27 protein-coding genes are annotated in these 21233 nt (G+C 63.5%); 12 read left to right on the plus strand and 15 right to left on the minus strand.

All coding sequences use genetic code 11. From position 1 onward, the window contains the following. Positions 1-18 precede the first annotated feature (18 nt). The 5 genes from tolB to ybgC form a co-directional block, all read right to left on the minus strand. Entirely contained in the window at positions 19-1329 is a 1311-nt protein-coding gene (gene tolB, locus LB541_RS06410; RefSeq protein ID WP_140493245.1) for a Tol-Pal system beta propeller repeat protein TolB, read from the minus strand. Positions 1330-1370: 41 nt separating this feature from the next. After that, positions 1371-2525, minus strand: a complete 1155-nt coding sequence (locus tag LB541_RS06415; RefSeq protein ID WP_140493242.1) for an energy transducer TonB — start codon at positions 2523-2525, stop codon at positions 1371-1373. Positions 2526-2532: 7 nt separating this feature from the next. Continuing rightward, complete coding sequence (tolR, locus tag LB541_RS06420) at positions 2533-2985, minus strand: protein TolR (RefSeq protein WP_140493239.1); 453 nt, start codon at positions 2983-2985, stop codon at positions 2533-2535. An 11-nt stretch (positions 2986-2996) separates the two neighbouring features. Continuing rightward, a complete protein-coding gene (gene tolQ / locus LB541_RS06425; protein ID WP_140493236.1) occupies positions 2997-3707 on the minus strand; it encodes a protein TolQ in 711 nt (236 codons plus the stop codon). A 267-nt stretch (positions 3708-3974) separates the two neighbouring features. Further along, positions 3975-4445 carry a tol-pal system-associated acyl-CoA thioesterase gene (ybgC, locus tag LB541_RS06430; protein WP_140517557.1) on the minus strand — a complete coding sequence of 157 codons (471 nt, stop codon included), beginning with the start codon at positions 4443-4445 and terminating at the stop codon, positions 3975-3977. A 57-nt stretch (positions 4446-4502) separates the two neighbouring features. On the opposite strand from ybgC, the gene LB541_RS06435 reads away from it, so the two are divergent. Further along, on the plus strand, positions 4503-5771 hold the full coding sequence (locus LB541_RS06435; protein ID WP_224618072.1) for a glycoside hydrolase family 5 protein: 1269 nt from the start codon (positions 4503-4505) through the stop codon (positions 5769-5771). Between the two features lie 110 nt (positions 5772-5881). On the opposite strand, the gene ruvB is transcribed toward LB541_RS06435, so the two are convergent. From ruvB to LB541_RS06470, 7 genes are all read right to left on the minus strand, one after another. Then, complete coding sequence (ruvB, locus tag LB541_RS06440) at positions 5882-6919, minus strand: Holliday junction branch migration DNA helicase RuvB (protein ID WP_140895984.1); 1038 nt, start codon at positions 6917-6919, stop codon at positions 5882-5884. Between the two features lie 43 nt (positions 6920-6962). After that, a complete protein-coding gene (gene ruvA, locus LB541_RS06445) occupies positions 6963-7583 on the minus strand; it encodes a Holliday junction branch migration protein RuvA (protein ID WP_224618073.1) in 621 nt (206 codons plus the stop codon). 27 nt (positions 7584-7610) lie between these two features. After that, entirely contained in the window at positions 7611-8030 is a 420-nt protein-coding gene (locus LB541_RS06450) for a type II toxin-antitoxin system VapC family toxin (protein ID WP_140493214.1), read from the minus strand. Next, positions 8008-8277 (minus strand): AbrB/MazE/SpoVT family DNA-binding domain-containing protein, encoded by a 270-nt coding sequence (locus tag LB541_RS06455; protein ID WP_140493211.1) that lies wholly within the window; start codon positions 8275-8277, stop codon positions 8008-8010. Before LB541_RS06455 ends, LB541_RS06450 begins: the two co-directional genes overlap by 23 nt. Before the next feature lie 55 nt (positions 8278-8332). Then, entirely contained in the window at positions 8333-8842 is a 510-nt protein-coding gene (gene ruvC / locus LB541_RS06460) for a crossover junction endodeoxyribonuclease RuvC (protein WP_140560793.1), read from the minus strand. Positions 8843-8934: 92 nt separating this feature from the next. Continuing rightward, positions 8935-9468, minus strand: a complete 534-nt coding sequence (locus tag LB541_RS06465) for a DUF1465 family protein (protein WP_140493205.1) — start codon at positions 9466-9468, stop codon at positions 8935-8937. Positions 9469-9851: 383 nt separating this feature from the next. Beyond that, the gene (locus LB541_RS06470) at positions 9852-10232 is read right to left on the minus strand and encodes a cbb3-type cytochrome c oxidase subunit I (RefSeq protein ID WP_140493202.1); all 381 of its coding nucleotides are present in this window, start codon (positions 10230-10232) and stop codon (positions 9852-9854) included. Between the two features lie 321 nt (positions 10233-10553). Here LB541_RS06470 and LB541_RS06475 point away from each other — a divergent pair, with 321 nt between their 5' ends. Continuing rightward, positions 10554-11105, plus strand: coding sequence for a DUF2269 family protein (locus tag LB541_RS06475; protein WP_140525046.1), 552 nt, complete (start codon positions 10554-10556; stop codon positions 11103-11105). A gap of 21 nt (positions 11106-11126) precedes the next feature. Here the strand turns inward: LB541_RS06475 and LB541_RS06480 are convergent, their stop codons facing one another. From LB541_RS06480 to LB541_RS06490, 3 genes are all read right to left on the minus strand, one after another. Continuing rightward, complete coding sequence (locus LB541_RS06480) at positions 11127-11897, minus strand: sulfite exporter TauE/SafE family protein (RefSeq protein WP_140493196.1); 771 nt, start codon at positions 11895-11897, stop codon at positions 11127-11129. Positions 11898-12013: 116 nt separating this feature from the next. Next, positions 12014-12742 carry a class I SAM-dependent methyltransferase gene (locus tag LB541_RS06485; RefSeq protein WP_224618074.1) on the minus strand — a complete coding sequence of 243 codons (729 nt, stop codon included), beginning with the start codon at positions 12740-12742 and terminating at the stop codon, positions 12014-12016. 87 nt (positions 12743-12829) lie between these two features. Beyond that, positions 12830-13270 carry an Lrp/AsnC family transcriptional regulator gene (locus LB541_RS06490; protein ID WP_140525044.1) on the minus strand — a complete coding sequence of 147 codons (441 nt, stop codon included), beginning with the start codon at positions 13268-13270 and terminating at the stop codon, positions 12830-12832. A 131-nt stretch (positions 13271-13401) separates the two neighbouring features. On the opposite strand from LB541_RS06490, the gene LB541_RS06495 reads away from it, so the two are divergent. From LB541_RS06495 to LB541_RS06540, 10 genes are all read left to right on the plus strand, one after another. Further along, positions 13402-14307, plus strand: coding sequence for a DMT family transporter (locus LB541_RS06495; RefSeq protein WP_140676675.1), 906 nt, complete (start codon positions 13402-13404; stop codon positions 14305-14307). 131 nt (positions 14308-14438) lie between these two features. Further along, a complete protein-coding gene (locus LB541_RS06500; RefSeq protein WP_140566831.1) occupies positions 14439-15086 on the plus strand; it encodes a thiamine phosphate synthase in 648 nt (215 codons plus the stop codon). 1 nt (position 15087) lies between these two features. Next, the gene (locus LB541_RS06505) at positions 15088-16128 is read left to right on the plus strand and encodes a tetratricopeptide repeat protein (protein ID WP_140517548.1); all 1041 of its coding nucleotides are present in this window, start codon (positions 15088-15090) and stop codon (positions 16126-16128) included. Positions 16129-16164: 36 nt separating this feature from the next. After that, positions 16165-16338, plus strand: coding sequence for a hypothetical protein (locus tag LB541_RS06510; protein WP_181165380.1), 174 nt, complete (start codon positions 16165-16167; stop codon positions 16336-16338). A 1-nt stretch (position 16339) separates the two neighbouring features. Next, entirely contained in the window at positions 16340-16657 is a 318-nt protein-coding gene (locus LB541_RS06515; protein WP_140525042.1) for a UBP-type zinc finger domain-containing protein, read from the plus strand. Between the two features lie 112 nt (positions 16658-16769). Beyond that, positions 16770-17336: an elongation factor P gene (gene efp, locus LB541_RS06520; RefSeq protein WP_140493174.1), complete on the plus strand. Its 567-nt coding sequence runs from the start codon at positions 16770-16772 to the stop codon at positions 17334-17336. A gap of 87 nt (positions 17337-17423) precedes the next feature. Then, positions 17424-18224, plus strand: a complete 801-nt coding sequence (locus tag LB541_RS06525) for an inositol monophosphatase family protein (protein ID WP_140493170.1) — start codon at positions 17424-17426, stop codon at positions 18222-18224. A gap of 124 nt (positions 18225-18348) precedes the next feature. Next, positions 18349-19035: a PAQR family membrane homeostasis protein TrhA gene (trhA, locus tag LB541_RS06530; RefSeq protein WP_140493526.1), complete on the plus strand. Its 687-nt coding sequence runs from the start codon at positions 18349-18351 to the stop codon at positions 19033-19035. A gap of 105 nt (positions 19036-19140) precedes the next feature. Beyond that, the gene (locus LB541_RS06535) at positions 19141-20166 is read left to right on the plus strand and encodes a MotA/TolQ/ExbB proton channel family protein (protein ID WP_140493167.1); all 1026 of its coding nucleotides are present in this window, start codon (positions 19141-19143) and stop codon (positions 20164-20166) included. A gap of 1 nt (position 20167) precedes the next feature. Continuing rightward, positions 20168-21199 carry a peptidoglycan -binding protein gene (locus LB541_RS06540; protein WP_140493164.1) on the plus strand — a complete coding sequence of 344 codons (1032 nt, stop codon included), beginning with the start codon at positions 20168-20170 and terminating at the stop codon, positions 21197-21199. The last annotated feature ends 34 nt before the right edge of the window (positions 21200-21233 follow it).

The raw sequence follows: 21233 nt of genomic DNA on the forward strand, positions 1-21233 counted from the left end.
TCATTTCTCCAATTCCTCTCACTCCAGCAGCGGCGACCAGGCCGGATCGGAGGCAAAGTTCGCGGTCGGGATCGACTGCTCGTTGCGGCCGGTGAGATCGACAGAAACCAGTTTCGGGCCGCCGGCGGAATCGCGGAAGAACATCAGCACGCGGCCGTTCGGCGCCCAGGTCGGTCCTTCCTGCTGGAAGCCGGATGACAGGATGCGCTCGCCCGAACCGTCGGTCTTCATAACGCCGATCTGGAATTCGCCGCCGGTCTGCTTGGTGAAGGCGATGAGATCGCCGCGCGGCGACCACACCGGCGTCGAATAGACCCCGTCCCCGAAGGAGATGCGGGTCTGGCCCGAACCGTCGGCGCCCATCACATAGATCTGCGCGCGTCCGCCGCGGTCGGAGGTGAACACCACCTTGCTGCCGTCGGGCGAATAGGAAGGCGAAGTGTCGATGGCGGTCGAGTTGGTGAGCCGGGTCGTCGAGCGGCTCCTGAGGTCCATGGCGAAGATGTTGGAATTGCCGTCGTCGCGCAGCAGGCTCATGATCACCTTCTGGCCATCCGGCGAAAAGCGCGGCGCAAACGTCATGCCCGGAAAATTGCCGACCAGTTCGCGCTGGCCGGTCTCGATCTGCAGGAGATACACCCGCGGCTGGCCGCTCTCATAGGACATGTAGGTGATTTCCTGCCGGTTCGGCGAGAAGCGCGGCGTCAAGACGATCGCCCTGCCGTCCGAGAGATAGCGCACATTGGCGCCGTCCTGGTCCATGATGGCGAGGCGCTTCTTGCGCGCATTCTTGGCGCCGGACTCGTCGATGAAAACGACGCGCGTGTCGAAATAGCCCTTCTCGCCGGTCAGCCGCTCGTAGATGGCGTCGGCGATGATGTGAGCGACGCGTCGCTGATTGGCGTCGTTGGCGAAGAATTGTTCGCCCGACATCTGCTGTCCAGCGAACGTGTCCCACAGCCGATACTGCGCGCGGATGCGCCCGTCGGCCTCCTTGCTGACGCTGCCGGTGACCAGAGCCTGGGCATTGATCACCTTCCAGTCGTCGAAGCGAGGCGCTGCGTCAGGATTGGCGATCTTCTCGATGAAGGCGCTTTTGTCGATCGGTGCGAACAGGCCCGAGCGCTTCAGGTCGGCGGTGACGATGCCGGAAATCTGCGCGCCAAGCCCATCGCCCGACTGGAAATCGGTGATAGCGATCGGCAGCGGCTCGACATTGCCCTTGTTGACGTTGATCTCGACGAGCGCCCACGCAGGCATGACGGCGCCGGCCATCGAGCCCAGCGCCATTGTCGCGACCATCAGGAGCGGCTTGAGGATGAATTTCATGTCTTCTCGCTTCTCTTCACTGATTCTGCGGAGGGCAGGCCTCAAAGGCCAAGCATTTCCCTCGGATCGAAAGTGACACGGACCTGGGCCCAGATGTCCTGTTTGCCCGCCGGAACCTGAAGGCCGGCCATGTTGCATTTCTGAACCGCACGCACGGCGCTTTCATCGAATTGGCGATTCCCGCTCGATTTCTCGACGGTGGGCCGGCCATCCAGCTTGCCCGAGGGGTCGAGGTTGAACATGACCACGGCGACGAAATTCTCCGAGCCCTCCAGCCCCGCCGGCAATGTCCAGCAACCGCCAAGCTGATCCGACAGGGCGCCCAGTTCTGATCTCGACAGCTTCTGGCCCTGGTCCTTCTCGCCGCCGAGCGAAGCCTGCTGTGTCGAACGCTTGGCGCCGCCGCCGGAGGGCTTCTGCTTGTCCAGCAGGGCCGAGATCTCGTCGGAATTGAACTGCTTGTCCTCCGATTTCGGCTTGGATGAAGCCTCCTTGACCGGTTTGTCGGCGTCCTTGCGCTCCGGCGCCTTGGCGCTTTCGGCCTGTGCCGGCTGCGGCTTCGGCCGCGCCTGAGGCGCGGGCGCGGAGTCCGGCAGTTGGGCATCGTCAGGCTGGTCCTTGGCGATCGCCTGGGCGACCGCGTCCGGCTTCACCTCGGGCGTCGGCTCGATGGCCGCGGTCTTGTCCTGTGGCGGTGCGGGCGTCGGCTCCTTGGCCGGCGCCGGCTTCGGCTCGGTCTGCTTGACCGGCTCGGGCTTGACCTCTTCCTTGGGCTGCGGCGCGGGAGCCACTTCCGTGGCCGGCGTCGGCTTGGGCTTTTCCTGCGGCTTCGGTACGTCCTCGGTCTTCGGCTTTTCGATCGGCGTTGGCGCCGGCGGCGGAGCCGACGTCATGTCGACCGGCTTCGGCTTGGCCTCGGGCGTTATCGGCTTGTCGGTATCGACGCTGTTCTCGCCGACCTTCTGCGCGTCCGGCACCACATCGGGACGCTGCGTGGGCAAGGGCGCCGGCTTTTCATGCACCACCGATTTCTTGTCGCCCTGCAGCACCTGGGCAGTGGCTTCGATCGGCACGATGTCGACAGCGACCGACTCGACGTCGGCCGACGGAAGCGCGGCCGGTGCCGACAGCGTGAACAGGCCGAAGCCAATCAGCGCCGCATGCATGATCACCGATGTGGTGAGGCCGGTCCTCATAGTGGGTCTATTGATCCTGTTCCTGCAGTGAAACCAGACCGATATTCTTGTAGCCGGCGGCCGAAATGCGGGCCATCACCTTCATCGCCGTGCCGTAGTCGGTGGACTTGTCGCCGCGGATGAAGATGCGCTCGTCATAGCCGGTCTTCGAGATCGCCTGCAGCTTCGCCACCAATTCCTCGATCGGGATTTCGGTTTCCTGGAGATAGATCTGGCCGGCGGCATTGATCGAAACGGTGATCGGCTGGGTGTCGGCATTCATCGCCTTGGCCTGCGTATCCGGCAGATCGATCGGCACGCCGACCGTCAAAAGCGGCGCGGCGACCATGAAGATGATCAACAGCACCAGCATCACGTCGACCATCGGCGTAACGTTGATCTCGGCGATGAGGCCATGATGGCGGCCGCGCCGCCTATGGCCGCGTCCGCCGCGTCCAGCCATGCCTACGGACATTCCCATCGGCTTACTCCTCAGGCCTTCGGCGCTACTTTTTCATCGATTTGGCGCGAGAGTATGGCGGAGAACTCGTCGGAGAACCCTTCCATGCGCACCGCGATCTTGCTCGCATCCGATGACAGCTTGTTGTAGGCGATGACGGCCGGAATGGCGGCGAGCAGGCCGATGGCGGTCGCCAGCAGCGCCTCGGCGATGCCGGGCGCGACCACCGACAGGCTGGTGTTCTTGGAGCCGGCGATCGCCTGGAACGACGTCATGATGCCAATGACGGTGCCGAACAGGCCGATAAACGGGGCCGCCGAGCCCGTGGTTGCGAGGAAGCCGAGGCGGCCTTCGAGCTTCTCCATCTCGCGGGTCAGCGCCAGGTCCATCGCCTTATCGATGCGGGTTTGCAAGCCGAGCGGCGTCTTGGCGCCTTTTTCGAAACTCTTCTTCCACTCGCGCATGGCGGCGACGAAGATGGCGCCCATGCCCGATGTCTTGCGGTCGGCCAACGTTCGGTAAAGCTCCTCCAGCGACTGCCCCGACCAGAACACCTGCTCGAACCGGTTCAGCGCCAGCCGCATGCGGGCATAGGATACGAGCTTGTCGACGATAATCGCCCAGGTCCAGACCGAGGCGCAGAGCAGCCCGATCATGACCAGCTTGACCACCCAGCTGGCCTGCATGAACAGCGCCCAAATCGACAATTGCGCGCCCGGTTCGGCGAGTGCGATATTTTCCATCGTAACGTCCTTAAGATTTCCGGGCGAAGCTGGCGGCTGGCCCCTGGCATCCCTTGTGGTCGGTTCGCGCAAAGCTACCGGAACAACCCCAAAACGTGCCTTTCGCGGCCTTTTCGGGGCAAATGTTGGTGAAAGGAAGGCGCTGGATAGCGCCAATCTTCACCAATCTCTTCATGAACCGTTATGGTTAAGGATGGGTTAGTCGATCAGGCGCGGCGCATTGCCGCGCTTCAAGCCGGCGCCGGCGATACCTACGAGGCCGACCTTTTAGCCTGCCTTGGGTATGAACGCTGCTATCCACTCCCTGGGGAAGCGGCGTGGCCGGCCATTCTCGCCGATGATCGCCGCCTCCACCCTGGCCTCGACCAGCATCTCGTCGCCGCGCCTGAGCTGCTGGGCCATGAAGATGCGCGCGCCGGAGATTTCCTCGGTCCGGGTGTCGATCGTCAGGATGTCGTCCATGCGGGCCGGCATGCGGAAGTCGATCTCCATGCGACGCACCACCCAGACTATTCTTTCGCCATGCTTGCCATCGGCAAGTTCGGTGTGGTGGACGCCGCTCAGCCTCAGATAGTCGGAGCGGCCGCGCTCGAGGAATTCGAGATAGCGGGCGTGGTAGACGACGCCGGAGAAATCGGTGTCGGCATAATAGACCCGCGCCATCAGCCGATGGCCGAACGCCGTCAGCGCACCGGAAATCCCCGCCAGCAAGGTCGCGGATTCACCATGATCGTCCATTGCGCTTCCTTTTTCAGTCGCGGCAAGGCACCTGTGCCGCGCGTGACATGGCATCGGATGGCACTGTTGACGGCGATGATCAAGACCTTGGCGACGGCGCTGTTCGTGGTGATGGCTCTGTTCGTCGTTATGGCTCTGGCCCGGCCGGGCCAAGCCGCGACCTTCTCCATGAAGCGCGGGCTCAATCTCGACCAGTGGGTGACCTGGCCGGGCGAAGACCAATGGGGCAACGCCAAGGCCATCCTGCCCTACCCGGAATGGCGCAAATTTCTCAAGGACGACGATCTCGAGGCTCTGAAGCATGCAGGCTTCGATTTCCTGCGCATGCCGGTCGATCCTTCGCCCTTCCTTTCCGAAAATACGATGGCCTTGCGCGAGGATCTCTATGCCAGCGTGCTGGACTCTGTCCGCATGATCAACCGCGCCGGCCTGAAGGTTGTCGTCGACATGCATCTGATCCCCGCCGGCAGTGGGCGCAAGATCGGCATGGCCGAGGTGATGAACAACCCGGTGACATTCGATGCCTATGTCGAGGTGGTGCGCAAGATGGCGCACACGCTCGCCGGGGAAGATCCGGGGCAAGTGGCCTTCGAACCGATGAACGAACCGATCGTCGACTGCGACGCCGACGGCACCAGCCTGTGGCCGCAACGCCAGCAGAGGTTGTTCGCCGCGGCGCGTTCTTCGGCGACGAGATTGACGCTTGTGCTGACCGGGGCCTGCTATTCCGCGGCGTCGTCGCTGGAAAAAATCGATCCGATGGCGATCCCGAACGACAACGTCATCTGGACCTTCCATTCCTACGATCCGTTCCTGCTTACCCATCAGGGCGCGACCTGGGCCGGCGATTTCATTCCCTATGTGACCGGCCTGCCCTACCCGCTGACCGCGGTGCCGCCGGCTGAGCTCGACGTCACGCTCGACGCCATCCGCGCCAGGATCAAGACCGAGGCACCTTGGGCGCGGCAGGGCGGGCTGCTTGCCTATCTCGACGAGCAGGTAGCCAGCATGGACACCGACGCCAAGCTGCTTGGTCTCATGGACGCCCCGTTCAAGGCCGTCGATGCCTGGGCGAAGGCCAACCGCATCAGGCCGGAAAACGTCACGCTGGGCGAGTTCGGCATGATCCGCCAGGAATACGGCAATCCCTATGTGATGCCGGCCGGCTATCGTGCCGCCTATGTCCGGGACATGATCGCGCGCGCCGAGGCGCATGGCTTCTCCTGGTCGGTGTGGAGTTACGGCGGCGCTTTCGGCATTGTCGATGCTTTCAACGGCGAAAAGGCCGAACCCGATGTGCTGGACGTGATCCGGTCGCTTCACTGAGCGCCGTTGCTCCACGCCGCCGCCGGGATCGATCAGCGAGATCTCCGGTCGCACGCCGCAAAGCGGTTACGGACGCTTGATCGCCGGCCCGAACGCCGCCGCCGGGGCCGCTATTCTTCCTGAAACAAATTGATCTGCTGTTGCGCCAGGTCCTTCGGCGCGTCGAGGCCGAGATGGCGCCAGGCATTGGCCGTCAGCACGCGGCCGCGCGGCGTGCGCTGGATGAAGCCCTGCTGGATCAGGTAGGGCTCGATAATGTCCTCTATGGCGTCGCGCGGCTCGGACAGGCCGGCGGCGATCGTCTCGATGCCGACCGGCCCGCCGCCGAAATTGCGCGCGATCATCGAAAGATACCGGCGGTCGAGCGCATCGAGGCCGAGCGCGTCGACCTCCAGCCGGGTCAAGGCCTCGTCCGCGATCAAGCGGTCCACATGACCATCGCCGGCGACCGAAGCGAAATCGCGCACGCGGCGCAACAGCCGGCCGGCGATGCGCGGCGTGCCTCGCGCGCGCCGCGCAATCTCCAGCGCGCCGTCGTCGCCGAGCGGCATTTGCAGGATGCGTGCGCCGCGCCGCACGATCTGCTCCAGTTCCTCGACCGTGTAGAAGTTGAGCCGCACCGGGATGCCGAAGCGGTCGCGCAGCGGATTGGTGAGCAGGCCGAGCCGCGTGGTGGCGGCGACCAGGGTGAAACGGGCAAGGTCGATCTTGACCGAGCGCGCCGCCGGCCCCTCGCCGATGATCAGGTCGAGCTGGAAATCCTCCATCGCCGGATAGAGGATCTCTTCCACCGCAGGATTCAGCCTGTGGATCTCGTCGATGAACAGGACGTCGCCTTCTTCGAGATTGGTCAAGAGTGCAGCGAGATCGCCGGCCTTTGCGATGACCGGTCCGGAGGTTGAGCGGAAGTTGACGCCGAGCTCGCGCGCCATGATTTGCGCCAGCGTCGTCTTGCCTAGACCTGGCGGCCCGACGAACAGCACATGATCGAGCGCTTCCTTGCGCCCCTTGGCGGCCTCGATGAACACTTTGAGGTTGGCCCGCACCGCCGCCTGGCCGACGAAATCGTCAAGCGTCTGCGGCCGCAAACTCTGGTCGGCATCCTCGCCGCGTTTTTCCGGAGCGATCAGACGGGGGGAAAGGCTCATGCCGCCTTCCTTGCATATGGCCGGGAACCGGACAAGCGTGCGCTCATCGCGCCAGTTCCTTGAGCCCGAAGCGAATCAGCTTCGACGCGTCCGCCTCCTCGCCCGCCGTCTTCAGTGCCGCCGCCACCGCATTGGCGGCGGTGTCGCGGGAATAGCCGAGATTGACTAGGGCCGAGACCGCGTCTGTGATCGGCGCGGCTGCCACGCCTTCGCCGAGCTCCTGCTTCAAGCCGATCGTGCCCGACGCGGCACCGGCATAGGCCGGCGCCTTGTTTTTCAATTCGGTAACGATGCGCTCGGCCACCTTCTTGCCGACGCCCGGCGCCTGGGAAACCATGGCGATGTCGCGCAACGCGATCGCGTTGGCAAGGTCGGCCGGCGCCAGTGTCGACAGGATGGCCAGCGCCACCTTGGCGCCGACGCCCTGCACATTGCTCATCAACAGCCGGAACCATTCGCGCTCCAGCACCGACTGGAAGCCGTAGAGCCGGATCATGTCCTCGCGCACATAGGTCTCGATGAACAGCACCACCGCTTCGCCGGGCGAAGGCAGCGCGGCCAGCGTCCGCGCCGAGCAGTAGGCGACGTAGCCGACGCCATGCACGTCGACCAGGCAATGATCCTCGTCGATCTCGTCGAGCATACCCTTGAGCTTGCCGATCATGCCAAATCTTTCATGGAAGATAGGCCCTCATGGGTGCGTTTCAGGAGAAATGATGTCAAGGTCCGGGAAATAACTGCGATAACGCGCGGCGTCGCGCGTCAAAAGACGATGTCCGGCAACGGTCGCATGAGCGCCAATAAAGAAGTCCGGCAAGGTTCGTTCGCGGATTCCACCAGCACGGCGATAACGGGAATGCGTCACACCTGCAAGGAAGGCCGCATCCCAGGGCAGAAACTCGCGATCAATCTCGAGCATGTCGACCGCTTTTCGAAGCGCTGCCTCCGAGGCGATCAGCGGCGCCAATTCAGACCAGATGATCGTATTGACCACCAAGTCGCCGTCGCGGCGGCATGAGGCGATTGCAGACGCCGACCATTTTGTCAGCGGTCCGGCCGGCCCCCAAACGTCGATCAGGACATTTGTGTCAATCAACGTCGAGATCTTCACGCGGCCCCCTCAGCCACTCCATATACTCGTCGGTCGTCATGCCACCCAGATCCAACGTCCCCTCCATCCGGTCAAGGACATTACTGAACCTGCGCAATTTCTCCTCCTCGGGGAGATTCTCGTTGACGGCCACAAGCCGAGCACCCTCATCGGTGGCCACGAATTCCACCTCGGAGCCCGGGCGGATACCCAGGTGATCCCTTATCTGTTTGGGGATCGTGACTTGGCCTTTGGTGGTGACGCGCATGGTAATACCTCAAAGTATTACCTACGACAGACAAGGGAACAAGTCAAGAACATCGTCAACCGGCAAGTGCCATCCGATAGGCGACGCTTTGCCGGTGATGCGCATGGCAAATGGCTATGGCGAGCGCGTCGGCGGCATGTTCGGTGTCGAAGGTCGCTTTCGGCAGCAGCACCTTCACCATCATGTGGATCTGCTTCTTGTCGCCATGGCCGACGCCGATCACCGCCTTCTTGACGGCATTGGGTGCATATTCGGCAACGACCAGGCCGGCGCGTGCCGGCACCAGCATGGCGATGCCGCGCGCCTGGCCAAGCTTCAGCGTCGCCACCGCATCCTTGTTGACGAAGGTCTGTTCGACGGCCGCCTCATGCGGCATGGCCGTATGCAGGATTTCAGCCAACCCGTCATGCAGCTGGCACAGCCGCGTCGCCAGCGCCGCCTTGTCTTCGGAACGCACCGTGCCGGACGCGACGAAGCGCAGCGAATTGCCGAGGCTTTCGACAATGCCCCAGCCGGTGCGCCTGAGCCCCGGATCGATCCCGATGATGCGAATCGCGTCCCTCATCCGGTTACTCTATCTCCCGGAGACAGCCATGCCAGCGAAATGTGAACAAACCGGAAACAGTAACGCGCTGACCGGGAACGTTCCAGAATAGTTCAGTTTCGGGCGAAAGCCGTGTTGAGCAGGCTGATCTGGTCCGAGACCGGATTGGGCCGGCGGCTCATGGGCTGCATGTCGACCACCGCGCCGGCGCCGTAGATCTCCTCGTCCATGCGGCGCACCAGTGCCTGCAGGCGCAGCGACCGGTTGACGAGGTCGAGGAAATCCTTGGGCAGTTCGGCCCAGCCGGCCGCCTCGTCATGGGCGGAGGCGGTGTCGAGGCGCACCTTGGACTTTTCCGATGCGACCTGGTCGCGGGTCATCTCGCCGGAATTCGCGGCGCGCTGCAGAAGCAGCCACGAGGCGACCTGCATCAGCCTGGTGGTCAGCCGCATCGATTCGGCCGCATAGAGCGTGGCCGCCAGCCGCGACAGCTTCTTGGCCTCGGCCCGGCCCTTGCCGTCGAGATACTCCGCCGCCTGTTCGACTAGCCCCATGCCTTCCTGGTAGAGCGGTTTGAAGGAGTGCGAAAAGACCCGACGTTCCGCCAGCTTGACGGTTTTCGCGCTGCCCTTCGAAGGCTCGTTCATCGATACGCCCCTGCACTTGCAACCGGCCGATTCGGCTTACTGCCGATACACCCGGAACCCTACATAACTGAAGCTTGAAAATGCGCCTCGTCCGGGGTGAAGGCAAGCACATGTTTAACAGAAGGTTAACGTGATCCGGTGCGGACCGTGTCGCTGGAAAGCGGACAAAAAAAGAGCCGCGGATAAGGCGGCTCTCAGGAGTTTAACAGGGAGGCGTCAAACAAAGTGGCTCCAACCACTCGGTAAGAATCCAGATCACTGGATGCGCATAGTAAACGCCTGTAAAGCTTAATGAACCCTTAACGGCGCCGATGTTTTTTGAGCGAACCCCGCGCCACTGTGCCGTAACAGCACAGTTCCTGAAGGATGTGCCGAGCCTCGGCTCAGGCCGTTTTCCAAACCGCCGGCAAGGCAATGAAGGCAAACAGCAGCAAGGCCGCGTAGAAACCCATCGAAGACGCCGCCACCAGCGGTTCGATCGCGGCATCGCCCCCAAGCAGGAAGTAGAGCCCGATCAAAAGGCCGATGCCGCTGATTGCGGTCAGCCAGAAGTGAACGACGGCAACCGTCTTCTGTCCGACCGCCGGAAACAGGTGATAGAAGAAGGCGAAGACCGCCGACATCAGCCAGCCAGCGACCATCGTATGGGCGTGGGTCGGCATCTGGCCATGGTCCTGGCTGATCGCCATGTACAGGCCGAGCGCCATGCCGCACAGCGCATAGATAACGGCCAGCGTGAAGAAATTCCGTGCTACCCCTTGCATATCTTTCCCCCGAGTTGCCTTTCCCGTGTTCGGGAAAGGGTTGATCGTCAGGCGATTGCTCTCGCCACCGGGCTCCCGGCGCGGGCGCACTAGCATCGGCACTGTTTCTGGACGATGTCGCGCCCCCGGACGCCCCTCATAATAGCAGAAAACCGAATGGCGCGCTCGCAATATCAGTGGCTCCTTACGTTAGCCGGCACTTGAAACAGAACTGGTTTTTTCACGACATCGTTCCGAAACAGGCGCGGCGATAAACGCTTGGCCATCGAAGCGGCAGGCGAGGATTCGCTCCTTCCGCTACATCAGGCGCCGGGGAGAAGCATGGACTGGTATTCGATCGTTAAATTGCTGCACATTCTTTCGGCGACCCTATGGGTCGGCGGCGGTTTCGCGCTGATGGTGCTGGCGACGCTCGCCGATCGGTCGGGAAACATCCAGGGAACGCTGCAGGCAATGCGGGCTACGGGCGAATTGGGAAACCGCTTCTTCGCGCCGATGTCGATGCTGACATTGGCCTTCGGACTGATCATGTGCTGGTTCTGGGTCGGCTTCTCGCAACTGTGGATCCTGATCGGCCTTGCCGGCTACGCCACCACCTTTTCAATCGGCATGTTCGTCTTCAAGCCGAGCGCCGACCACATGGGCGCGATGATCGCCAGGGATGGCGTGACGCCGGCCGCCCTTGCCTCTGGCCAGCGCATCTTGCGGGCGGCGCGCTTCGACTATGCGGTAATGCTGATCATCATCGCCGACATGGTGCTGAAGCCGACCATCGACGACTTCACGGTCCTTGCCGCCATGGGGCTTGTGTTGGCGGCTGGCGCCACCCTGGCGCTCGGCCGACCAAGGCGCATGGTGCCGAGCGTCGCCTGAGGCAGGCGAAAACGGTCCCGGCTACATCAGGCCGGCGATCCCGTCCCACAGAAGCTTCACCGCGACGACGGCCACCGTCGCATAGGTGAAGGGATAGAAGATCTCCGGACGCATGCGGCGCACCAGCCAGGCGCCGGCGATGGTCGATAGCGGCGCCAGCGGCATCAGCACCGCCGACGCGGTCAGATTGGTGCTGTCGAACTGGCCGAGCGCGAAATAGGGAACGAGCTTCAGCGCGTTGGTGGCGGCAAAGAAGATCGCCGCCGTGCCGGACAACACCTTCGGGTCGAGCCGGATCGGCAGCGCGTAGACCTGAAAGGGCGGGCCGCCGACATGGGCGACGAAGCTGGTGAAGCCGGCGACCGTGCCCCAGAGGGCCGCGGCGACGCGGTTGGGCTGCGCCGCATGATCGGCGCCGTGGCGGTACTTCAGATAGAGCCAGCGCAGCACGAAAATGATGGCGACGGCGCCGACGATCAGCCGCACGGCCTCCTCGGTGACCAGTGCGGCCGTCAGCCAACCGAGACCGATACCGATCACCGCGCCGGGCATCATGTCGACCAGCATCTTCCTGTTATAGACGCCCCACCATGTCCATACCGAAACGATGTCCATCAGGCACAGGATGGGCAGCAGGATGGCCGCCGCCTGCACCGGCGGCATGGTCAGCGCCATCAGCGGCACGCCGACGAAACCGACCGCGCCGCCAAATCCGCCCTTGGACAGGCCGACCAGAATGACCGCCGGGACGGCGGCCGCATAGAACCACGGATCGGAAAGCAGGCCTGACATGGAGGAGGGACTGGTCTGGAGGGAAAGCGAGTCAACGCCTGAATAGCCCAGATTCCCGAGCGGAGCGACAGCAAATGTGGGCGTCGCCACAGCAAGGCCGGCCCATTCTGCTCTGCCTATCGCCGGGCCGAGACCAGCAGGAACATCGGCCGCTCGAGCTCTTCCGCCAGTTCGGGCTTGGCCGCGATCTGCGCGTCCGTCGGACGGAATTCCTCGACATGCTCGATGGTGAAGCCGCACCGGATGAGCGTGTTGAGCGTGGTGCCGATGGTGCGGTGGTGTTTCACAACTCCCTTGGCCAGCCAGTCTGTCTTGCGCGGTCCCTCCACCAGATACCGGTCGACGGGCCATGTCTTGCGGCCTTCGGCATCGACAGACCAGCCGGGATGGGTCGGCGCCATATAGATCGGATGCTCCGTCGAGAAGACGAAATGCCCGCCGGGGATCAGGGACTGGTGCACGGTCTGGAACAGCCGTGCGGCATCGCTGACATAGTGCAGGGCAAGCGAGCTGTAGGCGAGATCGAAAGCCGTCCGCGGCAGGCTGAGTTCGTCGAGATCGGCGCGCTCGTAGACGATGCCGGCGTCCGGGCCGGCGGCACGCGCCCGGGCGAGCATCTTTTCCGAGAGATCGAGACCCAGAACCTCCTTGGCCCCGTGTTCAAGAGCCCAGCGGCAGAACCAGCCGAAACCGCAACCAAGATCGACGATTCGCAAGCCGCCGAGGTCGGGAAGCATCGCGCGCAACGCCGGCCACTCGGCGGCGCCGTCCAGCCCTTGGATGGACCGGCCGAGCTGGCTGTAGCCTGCGAAGAAATCCGGCTGATCGTAGACATTCTGCGCCATGTTCTTTCCTCGTTGTTCATATGCCTGACTGGCGGAGCCGCCACGCATTTCCACCACCGCCAAGCAGAGTCAAGAAAGGCCGACCGGTCATGCGCCGAGCGGTGGCGGCCGCCGCCGGATCGGCTGCGCCTTGATGATGGCGGTGCTGGTCTCGGCCTTGTCGGCGATGCGATCGAGGATACCGTCGAGGTCGCCGATCGAGCGCACGAACAGCCTGGCCACGAAGCAGTCGTCCCCCGTGACCTTGTCGCATTCGCCGAACTCAGGGATCTCCTCGATCAGCTTCTGGACGATGTGCAGCTTGCCCGGCAGCGGCTTGATGCGCACGATCGCCTGCAATGTATAGCCGAGCGCCAGCGGGTCGATCTCGACGGTGAAAGCCCTGATAACCCCGCGCTCCTCGAGCCGCCTCAGCCGCTCCGAAACGCTCGGCGATGACAGCCCGACCTGGCCGGCCAGCTCCTTCAATGAAGTCCGCGCATCCCTCACCAGGATTTCGAGGAGACGTCGGTCGAGATCGTCAAGCATTTCACATTCTCAGGATTTCCGGATCTTTGCCCATGTTTAAATAGGCGAAACTAGCATGTCACCTTTCTCATTGGATGGAAAGCCCAGGATCAGCATGAGATTATGCACGCTCAATGATCTGGAGATTTGTCGTGAGCGATACAGCACGTGGGACGATCGAAATGTCCGCCGCAATGGCGATCCTGGGAACGATCGGATGGTTCGTCGTCCTGTCCGGCCAGCCTATCATGGATGTGGTGTTCTGGCGCTGCGCTTTCGGCGCGGTGACGCTGCTCTTCATCTGCGCCGGCCTCGGCCTGCTGCGCAACAGGCTGTCGCTTCGCGTTTTCGCCATCGCGGCCCTCGGTGGCGCCGCTATCGTCGTCAACTGGCTGCTGCTGTTTAGTGCATTCTCGCGCGCGTCGATCTCGATCGCCACCGCTGTCTACAATACCCAGCCTTTCATGCTGGTCGGCTTCGGCGCGCTCTTCTTCGGCGAGCGGCTGACCCTGACGAAATCGACTTGGCTGGCAATCGCCTTCGCCGGCATGGTGCTGATCGTCCAGGCCGCCCCTGACGCCGGCGATATCGGCACCAACTATTTCGCCGGCATCGTCATGGCGCTGGCCGCTGCCTTCTTCTGGGCCGTCGCCGCCATCGTCACCAAGAAGCTCAAGGGCACACCGCCGCATCTCATCGCGCTCGTCCAGGTCTGCGTCGGCGTGTTGATGCTGGCGCCCTTCGCCAATCTCTCGCATCTTCCGACCGACGCAAGGAGCTGGGCCATGCTGGCGACGCTCGGCATCGTCCACACCGGTCTGATGTACATCCTGATGTACGGCGCCATCCAGAAGCTGCCGACGCACCTGCAGGGGTCGCTGTCCTTCATCTACCCGATCGTTGCGATCCTGGTCGACGTCACGGCATTCGGCCATCGCCTGCATCTCAGCCAACTCGTCGGCGCCGCCGCCATCCTGATCGCGGCCGCCGGCATGAATCTCGGCTGGACATTGTGGAAGCCAAGGCCTGCCGCGGCAGGTGCGCAACCGATCGAGTAACGCCAATCGCCGGCGCTTCGGCGCTCAAAAATAGTGATCCCGCCTGCCCGCCTGTTCAAAGCGGGCACTTTGCTCTATGCCGCAATCCAACCATCTTCGCCCGGCATAGGCGAAACCCGGGATCGAAGACCATGAACGACGCAACGCCCCCCAATCGCTGCCGCATCGTGCTGATCGCGCCATCTGGCGTGCCGGCCGCCCGTATCGTCTCGGCCTTCGAGGGCGGCGACGTCGCCTCGCTCATCCTGCCGCAGAACGACATGGACGAAGCTTCCTTCCAGGCCTTCGCCGCCGAAATCGTACCGGCGGCACAGGCGGCCGGCATCGCGGTCGTCATTGCCGGCGATACGCGCATCGCCGGGCGTGTCCAGGCCGACGGCATTCATGTCGAGGTCTCCAAGGCCGAGCTCGCCGAGACGGTCGAGCATTTCCAGGCAAAAATGATGGTCGGCGCCGGCGGCGCCAAGACACGTGATGACGCGCTCGAACTCGGCGAAGTCAGGCCCGACTATATTTTCTTCGGCCGCTTCGGCTACGACAACAAGCCCGATCCGCATCCGCGCAACCTGGCGCTGGGACAATGGTGGGCGCAGATGATTCAGATCCCCTGCATTGTCATGGCCGGATCGGAGCTCGCTTCGATCGAAACCGTCGCAGATACGGGCGCCGAGTTCGTCGCCCTGTCGAGTGCGGTGTTCGCCGACGGCGTCGATCCCAAGGCGGCGATCGCGCGGGCCAATGCGCTGCTCGACGAAACCGCACCGCGTTTCGAGGACTGACGTGTCTTCGGCAAGGCTTCCCCTTCAGGCCCTGCTTGCTGCGGTCATGATCCAGGCCGCTGCCGCCGAAACGATTCCTTCGCCGCACCCTAAGCCGGATGCCGGCGTGCATACCGACAAGCCGATCGAAAAGCAGTTGCCGCAGCCCGCCACCACCGCCGAGCCAGCGCCATTGCCTTCGGCCGACGCGATCAATCCCGACCGCTTCGGCGCCAAGCCGGCGGATGCGGCCTACGGGGCTTTCCAGCGCGGACTCTACAAGACCGCCTACAACCTCGCGCTGGTGCGGGCGCAAAACGGCGACCCGGCGGCGCAGACGCTGGTGGCCGAGATCCTGTCGCGCGGACTGGGCGTGCCCCTCAATGCGGCCGAAGCGGCGAAATGGTACGCAGCCGCCGCCGAGCAAGGGGTGCCGGAATCGCAGTTCCAATATGCGCTGATGCTGCTCGACGGCCGCTACGTCAAAAAGGACGAAAAGGAAGCCTATGCGCTGATGCAGGCCGCCGCCGAAGCGGGCAACCGGCTGGCACAATTCAATTTCGCGCAGATGCTGGTCCAGCAGGACCCCGGCGACGCCGGCATCGCCAAGGCCGTGACCTATTACGAGCGCGCCGCGGCGACCGGCCTCGCCGACGCCCAGTATGCGATGTCACAGATCTATGCCAACGGCGTCGGCGGCAAATCGCGCGACGACGCCCAGGCCCGGCGCCTGCTGGCTCAGGCCGCGCGGCAAAACTATGACACCGCGCAACTCGACCTCGCCACCTGGATGATCGAGGGCCGCGGCGGCGGGCGTGATTTGAAATCCGCCTTCGGCTGGATGAAGCAGGCCGCCGAAGGCGGCAATGTCGCCGCCCAGAACCGCCTGGCGAAACTCTATATGCAAGGCATCGGCACCGAGCCGGACCTCGTGCTTGCCGGCGCCTGGTACATCGTCGCCCGCCGCGCCGGCCTCATCGACCCCGAGATGGACGATTTCCTGCAAGGATTGAGCGACGACCAGACCAAGCAGGCACTGCAGAAGGCAAACCGCCTGCCCTGACGCGATCAGCGGAAATCCAGCGGAAGTCATCGCGCGATGCTCGTCGAGGCAAGTGACCTCGATCTTTCCATGCAGATGGCTATCATGCGGTCGTCGCAGATCCGTCGGCTGGCAAAAGTCTTCGATATCATTACCGAAGCGGTCGCCGCGGTTTCGATGAGAGCGGTTGAGGGTTTATATCGCGGCATCGCTTCTCCAAGGAGGCAATGAAATGGCTTCGCCCGACAAACGATGCACGCATGGCAGCTTCATCCTCGAGGTAACGCCAAGCGCCGAAGGTTGCGAGGAGTGCCTGAAGACCGGTTCCTGGTGGGTGCATCTGCGGCTGTGCCGCACCTGTGGCCATGTCGGCTGCTGTGACAGTTCTCCGAACCGTCACGCCACCGGCCACTACCGGGCGACCGGCCATCCGGTCATCGAGGCCTACGACCCGCCCGAGACGTGGGGCTGGTGCTATGTCGACGAGGTCATGCTCGATTTCTCGCAGGACAAGACGCCGCAACGCGGCACCATCGTGCGCTTCGATTGAGCCGCCGCCACGGGACACCCGATCAGCGCCAGCTTGCCTCTTCGGGCGATTTGTGGTCTTGGAGGCCCGAAATCGCTGTCTTGCGAACATCTCATTCCCGGATCACATCATCATGGCCAAGATCAACGGCAACGAAATCCGTCCCGGCTACGTCATCGAGCACGATGGCGGCCTGTGGGTGGCCGTCAAGACCAACACGGTCAAGCCGGGCAAGGGCGGCGCCTATAACCAGGTCGAACTGAAGAACCTCATCAACGGCACAAAGCTGAACGAGCGCTTCCGTTCGGCAGAGACGGTCGAGCAGATCCGGCTCGATCTCAAGGATTTTTCCTTCCTCTACGAGCAGGGCGACGCCCTGGTGTTCATGGACACCGAGAGCTACGAGCAGCTCGAGCTGGCGAAGGACTTCGTCGGAGACCGCGCCGCTTTCCTGCAGGACGGCATGATGGTGACGGTCCAGCTCTACGAGGAAAGGCCTATCGGCATTTCGCTCCCCGACCAGGTAACGCTGACCATCACCGAAGCGGACCCGGTGGTAAGGGGCCAGACGGCGGCCTCTTCCTACAAGCCCGCGGTGCTGGAAAACGGCATTCGCGTGCTGGTGCCGCCATTCATCGGCGCGGGGGAACGCATCGTCGTCGACACCAATGAAATCACTTATATGCGCCGCGCCGACTGATGCATGTCGCCCAGAGGTGGCCCAGGTTTCGGGTCACCGACATGCATCAGGACAAAGGTTAAAGCGCGGGCAGCAGGAAGAGTTACGATGGCACGCTCAGCCCTTCTCAACGTCATGGTCCAGGCCGCAATGAAGGCCGGCCGCTCGCTGTCGCGCGATTTCGGCGAGGTCCAGAACCTGCAGGTCTCGATGAAGGGACCGGGCGACTATGTCAGCCAGGCCGACCGCAAGGCCGAGGATATTGTCTTTGCCGAACTGTCGAAGGCGCGGCCCGGTTACGGCTTCCTGATGGAAGAGCGCGGCACGATCGCCGGCGATGACAGCCAGCACCGCTGGATCGTCGATCCGCTCGACGGCACCACCAATTTCCTGCACGGCATTCCGCTTTTCGCTGTCTCGATCGCGCTCGAGCGCCAGGGCCAGATCGTGGCCGGCGTGATCTACAATCCGGCCATGGACGAGCTCTATACGACCGAGCGCGGCGGCGGCGCCTTCATGAACGACCGCCGCCTGCGTGTCGCCGGCCGCACCAAGCTCATCGACACCGTCATCGGCTGCGGGGTGCCGCATCTGGGGCGTGGCCAGCATGGCAATTTCCTGATCGAATTACGCAATGTCATGGCCGAGGTTTCCGGCGTCCGGCGCCTGGGTTCGGCCTCGCTCGATCTCGCTTACGTCGCCGCCGGCCGCATGGACGGATTCTGGGAAGTCGGCCTGTCGCCCTGGGACATCGCAGCCGGCCTGTTGCTGATCCGTGAAGCAGGAGGGTTCGCCTCCGACATGGACGGCGGCCAGGACATGCTCGACAACGGTTCGGTCGTCGCCGGCAACGAGATCATCCAGCGCGCCCTCCTGAAGGCCGTGAAAAAGCCGCTCGCTGCCCGCTGAAGCAGGAATAAGCGCGGAGTAATATCAAATCCCCGCCGCGCTGAAGCGCCGCAGTCGCAAAACGGCAAACAAAGCTTGAAATACTGTCCGGCGCTTGCCCAGATAGGGTTGACGCAGGACGATGATGATCAAGACGCCGCCGCAGATCGAGATCCCCTTTGTCGGACGATGGCACTATTCGCGTGCCGAGATGATCGCCGACGGCATCGTCCATGCCGTCGGCATCGTGCTGGCGATCGCGGCCGGTTCGGCGCTGCTGGCGCTGGCCGCCTTTCGGGTCGGACCGGGCGAATACATCGCCGCCGCCTTCTATGTCGTGTCGCTGCTCACCGTGCTCTCGGTGTCGCTGACCTACAATCTATGGCCGGTGACTTCGCCGGTGAAATGGATTTTGCGGCGTTTCGACCACGCTGCGATCTATCTGCTCATCGCCGCCACCTACACGCCCTTTCTCGCGCAGCTCGACGGCTCGGCGCTGGCCGGCTGGATGATCGTCCTGGTCTGGACCGCGGCCATTATCGGCATCGCCATAAAGGTGTTTTTCCCCGGCCGCTTCGACCGGCTGGCGATCGTCTTCTATCTCGCCATCGGCTGGAGCGGCATCGTCCTGGTCGAGCCGCTCGTCGCTACCTTGCCGACGACGGCGATCGTGCTCATCGTCGCCGGCGGCGTCGTCTATTCCTGCGGCGTGATCTTCTTCGCCTGGAAGGGGCTGCGCTTCCACAACGCGCTGTGGCATGGTTTCGTGGTCACCGGCGCAGGCCTGCATCTGGCGGCGATGGTCGATTGCCTGGTCATCAACCGTCTCTGAAACTGCTGGCGGCAATATTGCCAAGCACCATTCAATTTGGTCACAATTCCGTTTAGAGTCGCCGACGACGTGATCGGCGGCAGCGGCATCGGAAACGGGGCACGGATGGCTTTTCTCAGATCCTTCGGCATGGGCAGGCGCTCCGACGTGCTGATCTACGATCCACACAAATTGTCGAGCCCGCAGGTCTTTCTCCTGACCATGGTCATCTTCCTGGCCATCGTCGCCTTCATCGCAGCGATCCTGACACGGCAGATCTCGACCGCCTTCGTCACCAATCCCGGGCTCAACGGCCTGATCATCGGCGTGCTTGCCGTCGGCATCCTTTTGGCCTTCGTCCAGGTCGGGCGGCTGTTTCGCGAAGTGCGCTGGGTCAACTCCTTCCGCGCCGGTTCCGAGATCACCGAACCGGTGCTGCTGGCGCCGATGAAGGCGATGATCGGCCGCTCGTCGAGCATGGCGTTTTCGACCAGCTCGATGCGCACCATGCTCGACTCCATCGCCACGCGGCTCGATGAAAGCCGCGACACCTCGCGCTACCTCGTCGGCCTCCTGGTGTTCCTTGGCCTGCTCGGCACCTTCTGGGGCCTGCTGAACACGATCGGCTCCATCCGCGAGACCATCGAGTCGCTCGATCCCGGCACGGGCGATGCCGCCGCTGTGCTGGATTCGCTGAAGCAAGGGCTGTCGGCGCCGCTCGCCGGCATGGGCACGGCCTTCTCGTCGTCGCTGTTCGGCCTGTCCGGCTCGCTCGTTCTCGGTTTCCTCGACCTGCAGGCCGGCCGCGCGCAGACGCGCTTCTACACCGAACTGGAGAACTGGCTGTCCTCGGTCACCGACCTGTCGTCCGACATCGTCGTCTCCGACGCGGTCCGGACCGAGCCTTCCGATGAAATCCGCCTGCTGTCGGAGCGGCTGCGCAGCATGCAGGAGAATGGCGGCGGCTCCAATCCGCGCGTCGCCACCGCCATGGCCAATCTCGCCGACGGCATTTCCGGCCTGGTCAAGAACATGCGCTCCGAGCAGCAGATCATGCGCGACTGGGTCGAAGCACAGTCGGATGAACAAAAGGCGATGCGCAACACGCTGGAAAAGATCGCCGACGCCCTGAAGAAGACCGGGGTGCACTAGCATGGCGCTCGCCAGGAGCCGGCGCGCCGACCGCCGCATCGACTATTGGCCGGGCTTCGTCGACGCGTTGTCGACGCTGCTTCTGGCCATCATGTTCCTGCTCACCGTCTTCGTGCTGGCGCAGTTCCTGCTCGGCCGCGAAATCTCCGGCAAGGACGCCGTGCTGTCGCGTCTCAATTCGCAGATCAACGAACTGACGCAGCTTCTGGCGCTGGAGCGTTCCACGACACAGGACAAGGAGGATTCGCTCGCCAATCTGCAGGCATCGCTGTCGGCGGCCGAAGCGGAGAAGAGCCGGCTCCAGCAGCTGCTGGCGCAAGGTGCGGGCGCCGGCGACGCGGCCAACCAGCGCGCGGCGGCGCTGACGGGCGAGCTCGACAGCCAGCGCCAGATCAGCCAGCAGGCGCTGAGCCAGGTCGAGATCCTCAATCAGCAGATCGCGGCCTTGCGCAAGCAGATCGGCGCGCTCGAGGACGCGCTCAACGTCTCCGAGGCCCGCGACCGGGATTCCAACACCAAGATCGCCGACCTTGGCCGCCGCCTCAACGTGGCGCTGGCGCAGCGCGTGCAGGAACTCAACCGCTACCGCTCCGACTTCTTCGGCCGCCTGCGCGAAATCCTCGCCGACCGCGAGAACATCCGCATCGTCGGCGACCGCTTCGTCTTCCAGTCGGAAGTGTTGTTTCCGACCGGCTCGGAGGTGATCAACGATGCCGGCAAGGTCGAGATGAAGAAACTTGCCGACGCCATCATCGAGTTGCAGAAGGAGATTCCCCCGGAGATCAACTGGGTGCTGCGCGTCGACGGCCATACCGACAACAAGCCGCTGTCCGGCACCGGTCGGTATCGCGACAATTGGGAGCTGTCGACGGCGCGCTCCACTTCCGTGGTGAAGTTCCTGATCGAGAACGGCGTGCCGGCCAACCGGCTGGTCGCCGCCGGCTTCGGCGAGTTCCAGCCGCTCGATCCCGCCGACACCGAAGAGGCGCGCAACAAGAACCGCCGGATCGAACTGAAGCTCACCGAACGGTGATCCATCATCACGCGATCTCACGCGAATTTGTTCG

This window comes from Mesorhizobium sp. BR1-1-15, assembly GCF_020165475.1.
GTDB lineage: Bacteria > Pseudomonadota > Alphaproteobacteria > Rhizobiales > Rhizobiaceae > Mesorhizobium.